Source organism: Streptomyces sp. CS113 (assembly GCF_002188365.1).
Classification (GTDB): Bacteria; Actinomycetota; Actinomycetes; order Streptomycetales; family Streptomycetaceae; genus Streptomyces; species Streptomyces tendae.
This window is the reverse complement of record NZ_KZ195574.1, coordinates 1,900,166-1,914,117: the sequence shown is the minus strand read 5'-3', so window position 1 is coordinate 1,914,117 and position 13,952 is coordinate 1,900,166. Positions and strand designations below refer to the sequence as shown.

The window sequence follows — 13,952 nt, the reverse complement described above, 5'->3', positions numbered from 1 at the left end:
GGGCAATCGTGCCGCTGGGGCGGCACGGGTGGGCGCAGCGGTACCCCGCGACGCCGGGCAACACATCCCCGCCCCCGCCCGCACCACCCGCCCCGGTCAGCCGGGACGCCCACTTCCACGTACCCTGCCCTGCCGGGGCATGGCGCCGGGGCTAACCTGGCACGCGTGTACGCGGAACGGGCGTCCCGGTTGACCGGTGCCGTGGTGTGGACCAACACCCCGACCGGGTCCGGTCCCGGACGGGTGCTGCCCGACGGCTGCATGGACCTGCTCTGGTACGACGGCCGTCTCCTGGTCGCGGGCCCCGACACCCGCGCCCACGTGACCGGGGGCGCCCCGGGCACCTGGGCCGGCGTCCGCTTCTACCCCGGCACCGCGCCCGCCCTCCTCGGCGTCCCCGCCGACGCACTGCGCGACCGGCGCGTCGACCTCACCGACCTCTGGCCGGCCGGCCGCGCACGGCACCTGACCGCCCGGGTCAACGCGGCCCCCGACCCGGCGACCGGCCTGGAGGACGCCGCGCTGTCCCGCGCCGCCGAGACCGGGCCGCCCGACCCCCTGCTGGTCCGGATCGTCGCCGCCCTCGACGCGGGCCGCCCGGTCGCCGCCACCGCCGACGCCCTCGGCATCGGAGCCCGCACGCTGCACCGCCGCTCGCTGGCCGCCTTCGGCTACGGCCCCAAGACGCTGGCCCGCGTACGGCGGCTGCAACGCGCCCTCACCCTGGCGAGGGACGGCACACCCCTCGCCGAGACGGCCGCCCTGACCGGCTTCGCGGACCAGGCCCACCTGGCCCGGGACGTACGCGACCTGGCGGGCCTGCCGCCCGGCGAACTGCTGCGCGGCCGGTAGGGCGGGTCCGGCGGAGCACGCGGTACGCGGTGATCAGTCGAGGCCCGGCGGAAAGACGTGGTGCGCTCCCCCGGGGACCAGCACCCGCCAGGCCTCGATCCGCCCCGAGCAGTCGGGGAACACCTCGAGCCGGAACCCGGGCTCCCAGCTCACGGTGAGCCCGCCCGCCCCGTCGACCCTCACGCCGTCGACACGGGGGCGGAGTTCGCCGAGCACCCGATTGACCGTGGCGGTCCGGGGCGTGCATGGGCCGAACCCCTCACTGGAGACAACGTCCCGCTCAGCCTGCGACCTCAAGTTTGGTCGAGGTCAAGCCGACGGCGCGAACAGGTCGACGCCGTGGCCGTCCGGGTCGTTGACGACGGCGTACCGCTGTCCCCAGGGGGCGTCCCAGGGCTTGCGCTCGCCCTTGCACCCGGCACCCGTCAGCTCCGCGTAGCAGGCGTCCACCTCCTCGGGCGTGTCGCACAGCAGGGCGAGGGAGTGCCGTCCGCCCCCGGCCGGTGGCTGCCAGCCGGGGGTGAAGGAACGGACGGAGTCCTCGGTGTCCAGGAGCAGCCGGATGCCGCCCGGCAGTGCGGCCTCGGCGTGCGGCTGTCCTTCGGAACCCTCGGGGAACGCGAAGCCGAGCCGGCGGTAGAAGGCCACGGAGGCGGCCATGTCGGAGACGATGAGGCCGATGGCGTTGAATCGTGCGGTCATGGGGCCACCGTAGGCGGGGCGCGCGACCCCGGTCTTGAAGAAAACGGTCACCCGGCCGCCGCGCGCCTCAGATGCTCCTCAAGTCCGTTGTACGGCACGGGGTGTCCCGGCGATCATGGCTGCATGTTCGGACGACTCGCCCCACCGGAACTCAACGTCCTCGTCCTGCGGGACACGGACGTCGTCGCCCACCGCCTCCGTCAGGCGCTCGCCGAGGCGACGCCGGAGGAACGGCCCGGACTGGAGCGCGCCGCCGCCCTGGTCGATCAGGCCGCCGCGGAGCCCGACGCCGCACTGCGCTCCCGCTGGGTGCACGAACGCCTCGCCGCGGCCGGACACGAGGGCCCCGTCGACTCCGTCCGGGCCGTCAAGACCCTGCGCGAGGCGGCCCCGGGACTCAGCCTGCGCCAGGCCGTGAAGCTGACGAAGGACGCCGCCGCCCACCAGCCCTAGTACGGCTTCGTTACGTGGGTGAGCGAGCCGCGGTTGACGGACACCGTTGTCTGCTCGGAGACGTATCGAGGCAGGCCGAGAGGGCGATCACCCGTGGAGCGAGGGGGCTCCCGGACCGGTGCCCCGGAATCGCTGGCCGGCCGCGATCTCCTCGGCGACCACCGACCAGACCGTCTCGTCGTCCTGGAACGGGAGCGGGTCGACGCTGCTCGTTTCCTGACGGATGCGCTCGACTTCGCGCTCAAGGCGCTCGAAGTCGGCTTCCTCGTCACCGTCACCGTCACCGTCACTGAAGGTGAACTCCGCCAGCAGGCGCTGGAAGCGCAGCGTGACCTGGATGAGGCATGAGACGTCCGTGTGGAGTTGTTCCACGGTCTCCTCGTCGGCGTCGAAGGCGTGCACCGCGCCGGAGGCCGGGTCGAGCGCGAGGTGGGCGTTGAGGAGCCAGCCGATGACGGGCCACGCGCCCGAGTCCTGCGGGGCGTTCTCGAAGTCCTCGATGTGGACGACCTCCTGCACGAGGGGCAGCAGGCCGTTGTCCTCGCCGGGTTGACGCAGCAGAAGCGTTCCGGTGGGCACACCGACCCTCTGGAGGAGGCGGGCGCCCGCGCTGTCCCCGGTGGGGGGCGGGAAGGCGCTGGCGGGGATGGACGCGGTCCCGTCCTCGCCGAAGACCTCGGCGAGTTCGCCGCGGGTGACGTCGAAAAGCACTGTCGGGACTCCGAAATCGGTGCGGCGAAGGTGCCGGACCGGAAGCCTACCGGCGGAAGGTGTCTGTCTCGGTGCGCATGTGCAGGACCTCGGGCCGGGGGAGACCCGTGGACTACGGGTGTGTGCCGTCGATGCGCTCGAGGAGCGTTCGGGCTTCGACGGTGCGGCGGTGGTCCGGGCCGAAGGAGGCCAGGCAGGCATCGTGGGCGACCGTGGCCTGACGACGGGCGTCGGGAACGCGCCGCAACCCGAACAGGGCATTGGCGAAGGCCAGTTCGACGGCGCCTGTTTCTGGCAGGCGCTGGGGGTCGGGAAGCGCGCGGTACAGCTCTTCCGCGCCCCGTGCCTCGGCGAGGGCGTCTTCGTGGCGGGCTTGGCCGTTGAGGCTGCGAGCCAGGCCGAGTTTCAGGACCAAGGACATCCGGTCACGCTCGCCATGGGCGGCCAGGGCCTCGCGGGCGAGCGCCTCCGCCTCCTGGTGCCGCCCCTGCGCATTGAGGGCGAAGACCAGTCCGTTTCGGGCGCCCGCTGCCAGGCGTGCCATCTCGGGGCCGGTACCGCGCACCGCGGCCCGGGCGACGGCAGCACATTCCGCCTCGCACTCGGCGTACCGGCCCAGCGAGGTCATCTGCTGGGCGCGGTCCGAGCGCAACTTCAAGGTCAGCCAGTGGTCGGCTCCGAATATCCTGCCGAAGGCGGGCAGCGCTTCGTCGTAGGTGGCGAGAGCCTCGGTGTGGCGGCCCTGGGCACCCGTCGCGATCGCGGCGATGCTCAGTGCCACGGCTCCGTACACGTCGTCGCGTGGCCGCGACCGACTCACGCTCCGGGCTTCGGCTTCCGCCTCGGCGTAACGCCCGGCCTCGTAAAGGGCCTTGGCCTCAGCCACGGGTGTCCCCGTCATTCGTTCGGCGTCGCTTCGGCCGCGCGACCGGAAGAGTCTCATGCCCGGGAGCATACGGATGCCGCACAGGCTGCTCGGCGCGCGGGCGGGTCTGGACCAGGCGATCGATTCCCAGGGGCAGCGCGACTGCCAGGACCGATTGAAGGAGACGCGTGGCGGGCGTTCGCGCGGACAGCGCCGGCTTCAGGGGTGCTGCGGTCGATTACAGTGGCGCGATGTTCGAAGGAAAGCTGGTAGGGCTGCGTGCGCTGCGCTCCGAGGACGCGGAGCATCATCTTCGGTGGCGCAACGACCCGGAGGTGGTGCGCTGGGCCACGGCCGGCGACCCGTCTTTCGGCCCGGTCACGGCGGAGGCGATCGGTCTCGGCTTCGAGACCATGCTGCGTCTGAACCCGAGGGAGTCGGCCGTGTTCACGGTCGAGGACCTGGCGGGCGGAAGCGTGATCGGCATGGCCGATTATCGGGATCTGGACCCGTACTCCGGTGTGGCCACGCTGGGAGTGACCATCGGCGAGCGGGAGTTCTGGGGGCGCGGCCACGGTAGCGACGCGCTGCGGCTGCTCGTGGACCACCTGTTCGGTGCGTATTGCCTCAGCCGGCTGGAGCTGGACACCTGGAGCGGCAACGAGCGTGCCGTGCGCGCCTTCACCAGGCTGGGCTTCCGTGAGGAGGGCCGCCGCCGGTCGGCCGTGCTGCTGGACGGGAAGCGCTACGACAGCGTGCTCTTCGGGATGCTCCGCGAGGAGTGGGCGAACCTTCGCGTGACGGTGTAGATGATCTCCGGGGACTGCCCGCGAACGCGTGAACGAGGATCACTGACCCCTCGGAATTGATCATCCAGGTCACCCAGGTCATCCGGGTCGCCCAGGTCATCCACGTCGTCCAGGTCCGACCGAAGCCGCCCCCGGGGGAACACCTGTACGGCAGGATGGCCGCATGATTCGTCACGCGCGTGTCCTGCCGGTGCTGGTGCTGGCCCCGTTGCTGGTCACCGCCTGCGGTTCCGAGAAGGCGGGCGACCCCGGCCCGTCGGCCGCCGGCTCCGCGCCTGCCTCCGCTTCCGCGCCTGCCTCCGCTTCCGCGCCTGCCTCCGCCTCCGCCGCCGGTCCGGCCGCGGCCCCCGGCACCGGCGAACTCGCCTCCCGCGCCCAGGCGATGGGGGTGGCCCCCGAGCTGGTCTACGTCACCGAGGCCCCCGGCTTCACCCTCGCCCAGCAGTCCGTCGGCGTCCTCGGCGACGACGGCTTCTCCGCCACCTGGGTCGACGGCGAGACCAACGCGCTGCTTCGGCTCGCCGTCGACCGGGGCGCCATCACCGCCGGCACCTGTCCCGAGCAGCCCGTCGGCGACATGTCCGGCGAGCACACCACCTGCGAGCGCGACGGCGGGGCCTGGTACCGCACCGGTGCCGGACGCCACGAGTACGCGCTGCCCGAGGACGGGTACGTCGTGCGCGTGTCCGCCGAGACCGACGCCGTACCGCGCGACGTCCTGCGCGCGGCCGCCCTCGCCGCCCACCGCCCGGACGCCGCCGAGACCGAACGTCTCCTGCCCTCCGCCGAACCGGCGCCCGCCACGCCGGTCGAGCGCGGCGACCTGCCCCCGTTCGGCGACGGGGCCCCCGACAACCACGTGGACGTGGGCGGCTGACCTCGACGGCCCGGTTCAGCCCTCGCTCGGCTCCGAGGGCGGGCGGGCGCCCCGCAGGAACTGCGCGACGGCGGTGTCGACGAGCCCGTCGAGCCGTTCCGCCTCGATCATGCGGCTGTTGACCATGGTGGTGATGCCCTGGACGGTGGCGTAGAGGATGATGCCGACCTCTTCGGGGTCACCCTCCCGCAGTGCGCCGTGTGCCTGGCCCTCCCTGATCAGCTCGGTCATCTGGTCGAACGCGGCGGCGGCCGCCCGCGCGACGTCGTCCGCTCCCGGGCGGTGCTTGCCGGAGTTCATCAGCTCGTAGAGGGCGGGATTCTCCGTCGCGAAGTGCGCGAACGCCGCCACGGCGTCCCGCACCCGCGCCGGGAACGGACGCTCGCCGCCGCCCTGGGCCAGCGCCGTGCGTATGGCGGCGCCCAGGCGGCCGAAGCCGGCCTCGGCGAGAGCGTCGAGCAGCGCCTGGCGATCCGCGAAATGTCGGCGCGGTGCGGCGTGACTGACGCCGATCTCCCTCGCGAGGTCCCGGAGGGAGAGCTGACCGGCGCCGCGTTCCCGCAGGCCGCGCTCCGCCGCGTCGAGGAGGGCGGAGCGGAGATTGCCGTGGTGGTAGGGCCGCTGCGGGGAGGGGTCGGAGGAGGGGTCGGGCATGCGGACCAGCATACCGAGCCAATGTTGCCATTGACTACTGTGTTTCCACTGTCTACATTGACGCCATGTCCGAATCCAGTCCGCCCAAGAAAGAGCTCGTCGTCGTCTCCGGGGCCTCGACGGGCATCGGAGCCGCGACGGCGCGCGCACTCGCCTCGACGGGCCACCACGTCCTCGCCGGCGTACGCACCGACGCCGAGGCCGACGCGATCCGCGCCGCGGGCGTCGAACCGGTCGTCCTCGACATCACCGTGCCCCGGCACATCGACGCGCTCGCGGAGCGCATCGCCGACGACCCCGAGAGACGAGCACTGCGCGCCCTGATCAACAACGCGGGCATCGAAGTCAACGCACCCGTCGAGGTGCTGCCGCTGGCGAAGTGGCGCGAGCAGTTCGAGGTCAACCTCTTCGGACACATCGCCGTCATCCAAAAACTGCTGCCGTTCCTGCGGCGGAGCCGGGGCCGGATCGTCAACATCAGCTCGGTCGGCGGGGTGGCCGCGCTCCCGATCTTCGGTGCGTACGCCGGGACGAAGTTCGCCCTCGAAGCCGCGAGCGACGCCCTGCGCCGGGAGGTCAGGGACCAGGGCGTCCAAGTGGTGGTGGTCCAGCCGGGCGGTGTGCGCACCGACATGGCCGCACACAGCGGGGACGTCTCCCTGAGACTCGCCGACGGGATGAGTCCGGAGCACCAGCGCCTCTACGGCGGCCTGGTCAGATCGACGGTCGCCTCGAACACCGCCTTCCTGAAACGCGCCCTGCCCGCGGCGAAGGCCGGGGCGAGGATCGCCGACGTGGTCACCACCCCCCGGCCGCGCACGCGGTACACCCTCGGCAGGGACGCCGCACTCACCGTCCCCCTCGCCCGCCTGCTCCCCGACCGCCTGATGGACAGGCTGCTCGCGGCCAGTCACCGGTCCCGGCGCCCGGCACGGACCCCCTGACCACGACGACCGGTGCGCTACGCCGTGAAGGCCGCCACCGTGTCAAGCCCGGCCTGCCGCAGCGTCCGGTGGACCGACGGGCGGGCACCCCGCACGGTGAGGGTGACCGGCTCCGGCGTCCGGGTCACCGTCCGCAGCAGCGCGTAGGCGCAGGCCAGGTCGATGTGTTCCAGGCCGCTCATCTCCAGGGTCCAGGCCCCCGGCTCCCGCAGCCGCGGGTCGAGCAGCAGCTCCTCCAGCACGCCCAGGGCCGGGGCGTCCAGGTCCCCGGAAAAGGCCAGCACCACGTGCCGCCCGTCGGCCTCGGCGATCCTCACGGGTGCGTCCGTCACGACAGCCTCCTCGGTGGCGCAGTGCGTACCCGGTGTGCGTCGCCTCCATTGTCCCCCAGCCGCCACGGCAGCGGCGGCCCGGAATAGATCCCGGCGGCCCGGCGCTGTGTCCTGAGCGGTACGAGAGTGCGGCGAAGGGCTGGTGGGCGCATGCGGTCAGGCCAGACGAACCCCGTGGTGAGAACGGTCCACGGTGCGGTACGCGGCAGGTACGAGCACGGAGTCGCGGTGTTCCGCGGCATCCCCTACGCGGCGCCCCCCTTCGGACCGCGCCGGTTCCGTCCACCCCTGCCTCCCGAGCCCTGGGACGGCGTCCGCGACGCCGGCTCCTTCGGCCCCACGGCGCCGAAACCGCCGTACTCCGAGGCATTCGCCCAGTACCTCTCCGACCCGGAGATCCCCGGCGACGACTGCCTCAACCTGAACGTCTGGACCCCCGAGCCCGGCCCCGGCGCCCGCCTGCCAGTCCTGGTCTGGCTGCACGGCGGTGCCCTGACCAGGGGATCCTCCGCCGTACCGGTCTACGACGGCCACACTTTCGCCCGCGACGGCGTGGTCTGCGTGTCGATCAACTACCGGCTGGGTGTGGAGGGCTACGGCCTGTTCCCGGACGCCCCCGCCAACGCCGGACTGCGCGACCAGATCGCCGCCCTCCAGTGGGTGCGGGACTCCATCGCGGCCTTCGGCGGCGACCCGGACCGGGTCACCGTCGCCGGCCAGTCCGCGGGCGCCATCAGCACCGGCGCGCTCCTCGCCGCACCCGCGGCCCAGGGGCTCTTCCGGCGGGCCGTGCTCCAGAGCGGCGCACCCGAGGCCTCCGACCGCGACAAGGTGCGGCGCATGGTCCGCCGCATGGCCTCCCGCCTGAAGATCCCCGCCACCGCCGAGGCATTCGCCGCCGCCGACCGCGGCCAGCTGCTCCGGGTCCAAGCCGAGGTGGGCCGCTTCAGCAGCCCCGTACTGGGCGGTCCCGGCTTCGGCCTCGTCGTCGACGGCGACGTCCTGCCCCGCGACCCGCTGGAGGCGCTCGTCGACGGCGACGCGGCCCCCGGCGTCGACCTCATGATGGGCTGGACCCGCGACGAGTACCGGCTCTGGCTGGTCCCCGGCGGCCTCCTCGAACGCGTCGACCGCCTCGGCGCGGTGGCCCTCGCGGGCGCCCGCGCCCGCTGCCACTGCGGCAACGAGGTGGTCCGCGGCTACCGCGCGGCGCGCCCCGACGCGGGGGCCGCCGAGATCGTGGGCCAGCTCGTCACCGACCACCTGCTGCGCATCCCGATGCACCGCGTCGCCGACGCGCGGCCCGGCTCCTCGCACGTCTACGAGTTCGCCTGGCCGTCCAACCTGCCCGACCTCGGCGCCTGCCACGCCCTGGAACTGGGCTTCGTCTTCGACTCCGGCGACGGCCCCGACGCGCGCAGGCTCGCGGGCGAGGGCGCTCCGCAGGACTTGGCCGACGCGATGCACGGGGCGTGGGTGCGGTTCGTGGAGTACGGCGACCCCGGCTGGGCGCCCTGGGACGCCACGCACCCCGTGCGGGTCTTCGGAGACGGCGACCCGCACACGGCCCACGGTCCGCTCGACGCCGCGTACGACCTGTGGAAGGCCGACGTCACCGAGCCCCGTACGCCCCGAGGAACGCGGCCCAGGCGCCTGGTCCGACGGTGACGTGTCCCTGCGGGGCTTTGGAGTCGCGGATGTGGATGGCGGTGGCTTCGACGGCCACCTCGACGCAGTTGCCGCCCTCGTCGCCGCTGTAGCTGGACCTGTGCCACTCGTAGGCGACTTCGATGCAGTTGCCGCCGTCGCTGCCGCTGTAGCTCGACTTGAACCACCGAAGTGCGGTGCTGCTCATTGCTCTCCCAGGAGACGGTCCAGCAGTTCCCTCGTGTCCTCGGGGGTGAGGGCCTGAGACCGCAGCATCGCACATTTCTGCGTAAGGATCGCCACCTCATCGGCGTCAGCGATGAGGTGGCTGCCGCGCTGATTCTCCGTGTAGGCGAGCCGCTGGTGTTCGGGCGTCTCCAGCAGCACGAATGGGCCGTTCAGCCCCGCGTGACTCGTCCGGTCCTGAGGCAGGACCTGCAACATGAGCCCCGGCAACTCCGAGCACGCGCGCAGGTGCCGCAACTGCTCGCGCCAGACCGTCCGCCCACCGATCGGTGCCCGAACGACGGGTTCCCAGACCACGAAACACGTGATCGGCGGCTCCTTGCCCTGGAGGATCCCCTGCCGCTCGATACGTGCCGCCGCCAGCCGGGCGATCGTGTCCTCGTCGTAGAAGGGCACGCGGCTGCGGAACACCGCCCACGCGTACGCCTCCGTCTGGAGCAGACCCGGCAACACCTGGTTCTCGTACGAGGAGATCGCGATGGCCTCCCGCTCCCGGTCCAGGAACTCCTCCGCCCACAACGGAACCAGGTCCACCTCCGGCATCTTGCTCAGCGCGATGGACAACGCCCCCTTGGTCCCCAGGAGTTCGTCGAGTTGCTCGGCGAGGTCCGGTTTCAGCGGGCGTCGGCCCTGTTCGATCGAGGCGATCTGCTGCTCGCCGATGACGAAGCGCTCACCCAGGGAGCGTTGGGTGTGTCCCGCCGCCTGCCGGTAGAGGGCGAGCAGCGCGCCCACCATCTTCATCGCGGAGGCGTTCCTCCGTGTCGTCGTGCCCATGAGGTCGAACTCCCCACCCGCGCGCGTACGTTCACCAACGCGCACCCGTACAGACCGGCTGTACGGCCATGCGCACTGTCTCATCATGACCACGGAGCGTGATCCTCGTCACGTGAACAACGAAACTCCACCCCCGTCCCCACGTGAGCGCTTCTACCGCCGTGAGCGCCGGTCCGTACCCGCCGCGCGGGCGTTCGCGAGGGAGACGCTCGCCGACTGGGGCGTGCGCGGGCGCGCTGACGACGTGGTGCTGTGCGTCAGCGAACTGGCGACCAACGCCCTGCTGCACGGCGTACCGCCCGGCCGGGGCTTCCTGTTGCGGCTCGGGCTGCTGCCCGGCGGGGACGGTGTACGCGTCGAGGTCCACGACAGCGGGGGCGGCGTACCGGCGGTGCCCCTGGACCCGGACGGGTCGGACGAGGGCGGGCGCGGGCTGCTGCTGGTGTCGGAGCTGGCGGACAAGTGGGGGGTGACGGAGCGGGAGCCCGGCAAGGTCGTGTGGTTCGAGTGCGGGGTCCCGGCGGACTGACGGGGCACACCCGTCTGCCCCCGGGGGCCTTCACCGGATCTCCACGCTCCGTCAGGTGCGACGGGTCAGGCCCAGCAGCCGTTCACCGTCGCGGCGAGGCCGTCCATGGCGTCCTTGATGTCGCTCGGGTCGGCCGTCGAGTTGTTCTCGATGAAGGAGAAGATCCGCCAGTCTCCGTCGTCGGTGCGGGTGACACCGCTCAGGGCGATGGCACCGGTGAGCGTGCCGGTCTTGGCGTGCACCTTGCCGACGGCGCACTCCGAGTTGGGGTCGTCGAAGCGCCCCCACTCCGGGCCGAGGCTGGCCCCGGCCTCGCCCGCGACCGGCAGTCCCTCCAGGATCGAGCCCAGGGCGGGGGACTCCGTGATCGCGTCGAGGAGCTGCGCCAGCGTCGCGGCCGGGATGCGGTCGGCACGGGAGAGGCCGCTGCCGTCGTGCATCTCGAAGTTGTCGAGGGAGATGCCGTACGAGCTGAGCACCTGGCGGACCAGCGCGGTGCCGGCCTCGAAGGTGCCCGGCTTGCCCAGCTCCACGGCGCTCATCCGCAGCAGGGTCTCGGCGATGTTGTTGTCGCTGGTCTTGAGCATCTTCTTGACGATGTCCGACAGCGGCGCCGACTTGTGCTGCGCCACCGGCACGTCGGACTGCTTCGCCGTCGTACGGCCCACCTCGCCGGTGATGGTGACGCCCTGTTCGGCGAGCTTGTTCGCGAAGACCTTGCCCGCGTCGATCGAGGTGTCCTGGACGGCGGCACCGTCGACGACGAGGGAACGGACCGGCGCGATCTCGGTGGGGTAGTAGCCCTCGTTCCAGCCCTCGGCGAGGCTCGGGTCGGCGAACAGGCTGTCGTCCACCCGGACCTGGACGTCGGTCCGGCCCGCCGCCCTGAGCCCGTCGGCGGCGGTCTTGGCCAGCGCGGCGACGTCCTCGCTCGTGAGGGTGCGGTCACCGCCGCCGACGAGGGTGAGGGTGCCCTCGCCGTAGACGACCTTGGTGGTGAACTCGTGGTGCGCGCCCAGCAGCGTCAGGGCCGTGGTGGCCGTGGCGAGCTTGGCGTTGGAGGCCGGCATGAGGGCGGTGGAGCCGTTGTGGTCCCACAGGGCGGTGTCCGAGTCGGCGTCGAGCACGACGCCGCTGACGTCGGTGCCCAGCCGCTCGTCCGCGAGGCGCTCGTTGAGGTTCTTGACCAGCTGCGCGTCGTCGGCGGCGAGGTCGTCGACCGAGATGCCCTGCGGCTTCGCGGCGGCGTCGTCGGCGGCGAAGGCCGAGGTCCCGGCCAGGGTGGCGGAGGCCACGGGCACGGCCATCGCGAGCACGAGGGCCCGGCGTGCGCCGACGCGGCTCACTCTCGCCTTGCGGTGCCTGCGCCGTCCGCCCGGGGTGAAGGTGTGAGTGGGGGTTTCGTCTGGCGTACCAGTCATGAAGTGAAGTCCAAAGATCGGTTACTTCGTTCTGTGGGGGTGAAGCGTTGGGCACGCTACCAGCCGACATATGGAGGGCCGGGACGAAAACTGACGGCATGTGAACGTCTTGCGACCGAAGGGCGGAACGGCTGTCCGAGCGAGGTCGTGACGGGGGTTCCGCTGCTGCCGGACGGGCAGTTCCGTTGCCCTTCAGTTCCCCGGGACGCGGGTCCCCGGGGCATCACCCCGCCACCGGGCGCGCAGCACCGTGCCGCCGGCCACCGCCAGACCCACCACCACCGCGGCGGCGATCACCCGGCCCAGCCCCGAGCCGGTCCCGGTCACCGGTACGGCCGCCGCTGCCGCCACCACACCCGCACCCGCGCAGGCCGCGGCCGCCTCGCCCCACACCCGGGCGGTGCCGCGCCCCCACCGCCAGGGCCAGGTCTCACTGGTCACCAGGTAGGCGACCAGCAGCACGACCACACCGGCGCCCTCCCACCAGGAGGGCTCCTCGAAGGCCGCGATCACCACGACACCCCCGGCCAGCAGCGTCGTCCGGTGGCGCAGCAGCCGGTGGGACCACCCGACGGCCACCGTGGGGCGCCGGTCCAGCGAGGGCGCCGCCCACACCGCGAAGGCGACCGCGCAGACGAAGGGCACCGCGTTCCCGGCCGTCTCCACCGTCGCCCACGGCCGCCACGCCAGTACGACGGCCGCCACCGCGAGCACCCGCACCGGCACCGTGCCGATCCAGTAACCGAGGTACTCCCGCAGGCCGGCCCGCGTGTCCGGCGCCGTCATCGGGCCCGCCCCCGTCCGCCGACCCGCCCCGCCAGCAGCGGTGCCAGCGCCAGATCCAGTGACTCGCCCTCGGTGTGCCGCAGGACCGGCACCCCGCTGTCCCGCAGGGCGAACCGCATGGCGTCGCGCTCCGCCCGCCACAGCCGCAGCCCCAACTCGCCCGCCTCGTCGCCCGGTTCCACCACCGGGTCCCCGCTCGGTATCTCCACGACGACCGGCCGGCGCCCCCGCGCCTGGAGGTCCCGCAGCACCTGAAGGATCCGTGCGTCGCTGAGCGGGGTGAACACGTACACGAGGGCACCCTCCGGCAGCGCGGGCGGCGGGACCCGCTCCAGGCCGTCGCCGCCGAAGGAGCGGTCCTTGCGGACGTCGAGGACGCTCTCCACGATGCGGTAGAACGCCGCGTCACCGGTGCCCGGCGCCAGCCACCGGGTGGTGCCGCCGGTCGAGACGACCCCCACCCGGTCGTGGGTGCGCAGATACGCCCGGGCGAGCCCGGCCGCCGCCCGTACCGTCTCGTCCAGCGACGACAGCCCGGTCACCGGGTCGGCGACGTCCCCGAACGCGTCGATCAGCATCACCGTGTCGGCGGCCCGCTCGGCCGCGAACCGGTGCAGCTGCACCGACCCGCGCCGGGTCGTCGACGGCCAGTGGATGCGCCGCTGCCGCTCCCCGGGGACCCAGGGCCCGACCCCGATGACCTCGACGCCCTCCCCGGACTGCGGCGAGGCGTGCTCGCCGAGCCGCTGCGGCAGGCGTACCGGGATCGGCGTGAACCGGGCCTGCGTGGCGCTCGGGAACACGGACACCTCGGCCGCCTCGACCCGCACGGTGCGGCGCACGGTCCCGCCGGGGTCGTACACGTCGACGTCCACCGGACCGAGCGACCAGCGGCCCCAGCGCAGCGCCGTGTGGCGCAGCGTCACCGTGGACGGACCGACGACGACCTCGTCGAGGCGCAGGCCGGGACCGAGCGTGACGCCGGGGTCCAGGCGCACGGCGTCGCCGTCGTGGGCCACCGCGATGCGGACCGTGACCGTGTCGCCCTCGAAGCAGCGCCCCGGCTCCACGGTCACCGACGTCTCGATGCGGCGGGCGTGGGCACGGGGCAGCGCGAGCGCGAGCAGCACCAGCGGTGCCGCCGCGAGCGCCAGCAGCCACGCCCGGCCGGTGAGCAGCGCGGCGGCCAGCGCCACCGAGGCCACGGTCAGCAGCCGCAGCGTGCGCTCACTGGGACGGAGACCGCCGGGCGGCGGGGGCGGCGGCTGCGTCGGGGAGGTGCGCCCCTCCAGGGCGCGGACCACCGCCGCGCCCGGCCGGGGCGCGGAATCCGGCACGGCAGTCGGT

18 protein-coding genes are annotated in these 13,952 nt (G+C 73.1%); 7 read left to right on the top strand and 11 right to left on the bottom strand.

Going from position 1 to position 13,952, the window contains the following annotated elements; all coding sequences use genetic code 11:
- Window positions 1-165 precede the first annotated feature (165 nt).
- On the top strand, window positions 166-852 hold the full coding sequence (locus B9W62_RS08320; protein WP_087806559.1) for a helix-turn-helix transcriptional regulator: 687 nt from the start codon (window positions 166-168) through the stop codon (window positions 850-852).
- A 33-nt stretch (window positions 853-885) separates the two neighbouring features.
- On the opposite strand, the gene B9W62_RS08315 is transcribed toward B9W62_RS08320, so the two are convergent.
- The gene (locus B9W62_RS08315) at window positions 886-1,068 is read right to left on the bottom strand and encodes a hypothetical protein (protein WP_087806558.1); all 183 of its coding nucleotides are present in this window, start codon (window positions 1,066-1,068) and stop codon (window positions 886-888) included.
- Window positions 1,069-1,161: 93 nt separating this feature from the next.
- Window positions 1,162-1,554 carry a VOC family protein gene (locus B9W62_RS08310; RefSeq protein ID WP_087811819.1) on the bottom strand — a complete coding sequence of 131 codons (393 nt, stop codon included), beginning with the start codon at window positions 1,552-1,554 and terminating at the stop codon, window positions 1,162-1,164.
- A gap of 123 nt (window positions 1,555-1,677) precedes the next feature.
- Between B9W62_RS08310 and B9W62_RS08305 the strand changes: the two genes are divergently transcribed.
- A complete protein-coding gene (locus tag B9W62_RS08305; protein ID WP_087806557.1) occupies window positions 1,678-2,007 on the top strand; it encodes a hypothetical protein in 330 nt (109 codons plus the stop codon).
- A gap of 87 nt (window positions 2,008-2,094) precedes the next feature.
- Here the strand turns inward: B9W62_RS08305 and B9W62_RS08300 are convergent, their stop codons facing one another.
- A complete protein-coding gene (locus B9W62_RS08300) occupies window positions 2,095-2,718 on the bottom strand; it encodes an SUKH-4 family immunity protein (protein ID WP_087806556.1) in 624 nt (207 codons plus the stop codon).
- Window positions 2,719-2,830: 112 nt separating this feature from the next.
- Window positions 2,831-3,619, bottom strand: a complete 789-nt coding sequence (locus B9W62_RS08295) for a tetratricopeptide repeat protein (protein ID WP_179235962.1) — start codon at window positions 3,617-3,619, stop codon at window positions 2,831-2,833.
- A 215-nt stretch (window positions 3,620-3,834) separates the two neighbouring features.
- On the opposite strand from B9W62_RS08295, the gene B9W62_RS08290 reads away from it, so the two are divergent.
- A complete protein-coding gene (locus B9W62_RS08290; RefSeq protein WP_087806555.1) occupies window positions 3,835-4,392 on the top strand; it encodes a GNAT family N-acetyltransferase in 558 nt (185 codons plus the stop codon).
- A 163-nt stretch (window positions 4,393-4,555) separates the two neighbouring features.
- On the top strand, window positions 4,556-5,269 hold the full coding sequence (locus tag B9W62_RS08285) for a hypothetical protein (RefSeq protein ID WP_087806554.1): 714 nt from the start codon (window positions 4,556-4,558) through the stop codon (window positions 5,267-5,269).
- Window positions 5,270-5,284: 15 nt separating this feature from the next.
- On the opposite strand, the gene B9W62_RS08280 is transcribed toward B9W62_RS08285, so the two are convergent.
- Window positions 5,285-5,923: a TetR/AcrR family transcriptional regulator gene (locus B9W62_RS08280; protein ID WP_087811817.1), complete on the bottom strand. Its 639-nt coding sequence runs from the start codon at window positions 5,921-5,923 to the stop codon at window positions 5,285-5,287.
- Between the two features lie 65 nt (window positions 5,924-5,988).
- Here B9W62_RS08280 and B9W62_RS08275 point away from each other — a divergent pair, with 65 nt between their 5' ends.
- Window positions 5,989-6,867, top strand: a complete 879-nt coding sequence (locus tag B9W62_RS08275; protein WP_087806553.1) for an SDR family NAD(P)-dependent oxidoreductase — start codon at window positions 5,989-5,991, stop codon at window positions 6,865-6,867.
- Window positions 6,868-6,884: 17 nt separating this feature from the next.
- On the opposite strand, the gene B9W62_RS08270 is transcribed toward B9W62_RS08275, so the two are convergent.
- Window positions 6,885-7,199 (bottom strand): STAS domain-containing protein, encoded by a 315-nt coding sequence (locus B9W62_RS08270; RefSeq protein WP_087806552.1) that lies wholly within the window; start codon window positions 7,197-7,199, stop codon window positions 6,885-6,887.
- Window positions 7,200-7,349: 150 nt separating this feature from the next.
- Here B9W62_RS08270 and B9W62_RS08265 point away from each other — a divergent pair, with 150 nt between their 5' ends.
- Complete coding sequence (locus tag B9W62_RS08265) at window positions 7,350-8,867, top strand: carboxylesterase/lipase family protein (RefSeq protein ID WP_087806551.1); 1,518 nt, start codon at window positions 7,350-7,352, stop codon at window positions 8,865-8,867.
- Here B9W62_RS08265 and B9W62_RS08260 read toward each other — a convergent pair.
- Both B9W62_RS08260 and B9W62_RS08255 read right to left on the bottom strand, forming a co-directional pair.
- Window positions 8,812-9,054: a DUF397 domain-containing protein gene (locus tag B9W62_RS08260; RefSeq protein ID WP_087806550.1), complete on the bottom strand. Its 243-nt coding sequence runs from the start codon at window positions 9,052-9,054 to the stop codon at window positions 8,812-8,814. The two genes, B9W62_RS08265 and B9W62_RS08260, sit on opposite strands and share 56 nt — an antisense overlap.
- Entirely contained in the window at window positions 9,051-9,869 is an 819-nt protein-coding gene (locus tag B9W62_RS08255) for a helix-turn-helix domain-containing protein (protein WP_179235391.1), read from the bottom strand. The genes B9W62_RS08260 and B9W62_RS08255 overlap by 4 nt, the downstream gene beginning before the upstream one ends.
- Before the next feature lie 85 nt (window positions 9,870-9,954).
- On the opposite strand from B9W62_RS08255, the gene B9W62_RS08250 reads away from it, so the two are divergent.
- Window positions 9,955-10,398, top strand: a complete 444-nt coding sequence (locus B9W62_RS08250; protein ID WP_087806548.1) for an ATP-binding protein — start codon at window positions 9,955-9,957, stop codon at window positions 10,396-10,398.
- A 65-nt stretch (window positions 10,399-10,463) separates the two neighbouring features.
- Here the strand turns inward: B9W62_RS08250 and dacB are convergent, their stop codons facing one another.
- From dacB to B9W62_RS08235, 3 genes are all read right to left on the bottom strand, one after another.
- Window positions 10,464-11,819 carry a D-alanyl-D-alanine carboxypeptidase/D-alanyl-D-alanine endopeptidase gene (gene dacB, locus B9W62_RS08245; RefSeq protein WP_087806547.1) on the bottom strand — a complete coding sequence of 452 codons (1,356 nt, stop codon included), beginning with the start codon at window positions 11,817-11,819 and terminating at the stop codon, window positions 10,464-10,466.
- Window positions 11,820-12,011: 192 nt separating this feature from the next.
- On the bottom strand, window positions 12,012-12,605 hold the full coding sequence (locus B9W62_RS08240) for a hypothetical protein (protein WP_087806546.1): 594 nt from the start codon (window positions 12,603-12,605) through the stop codon (window positions 12,012-12,014).
- The gene (locus tag B9W62_RS08235) at window positions 12,602-13,942 is read right to left on the bottom strand and encodes a DUF58 domain-containing protein (RefSeq protein WP_256976236.1); all 1,341 of its coding nucleotides are present in this window, start codon (window positions 13,940-13,942) and stop codon (window positions 12,602-12,604) included. The genes B9W62_RS08240 and B9W62_RS08235 overlap by 4 nt, the downstream gene beginning before the upstream one ends.
- Between the last annotated feature and the right edge of the window lie 10 nt (window positions 13,943-13,952).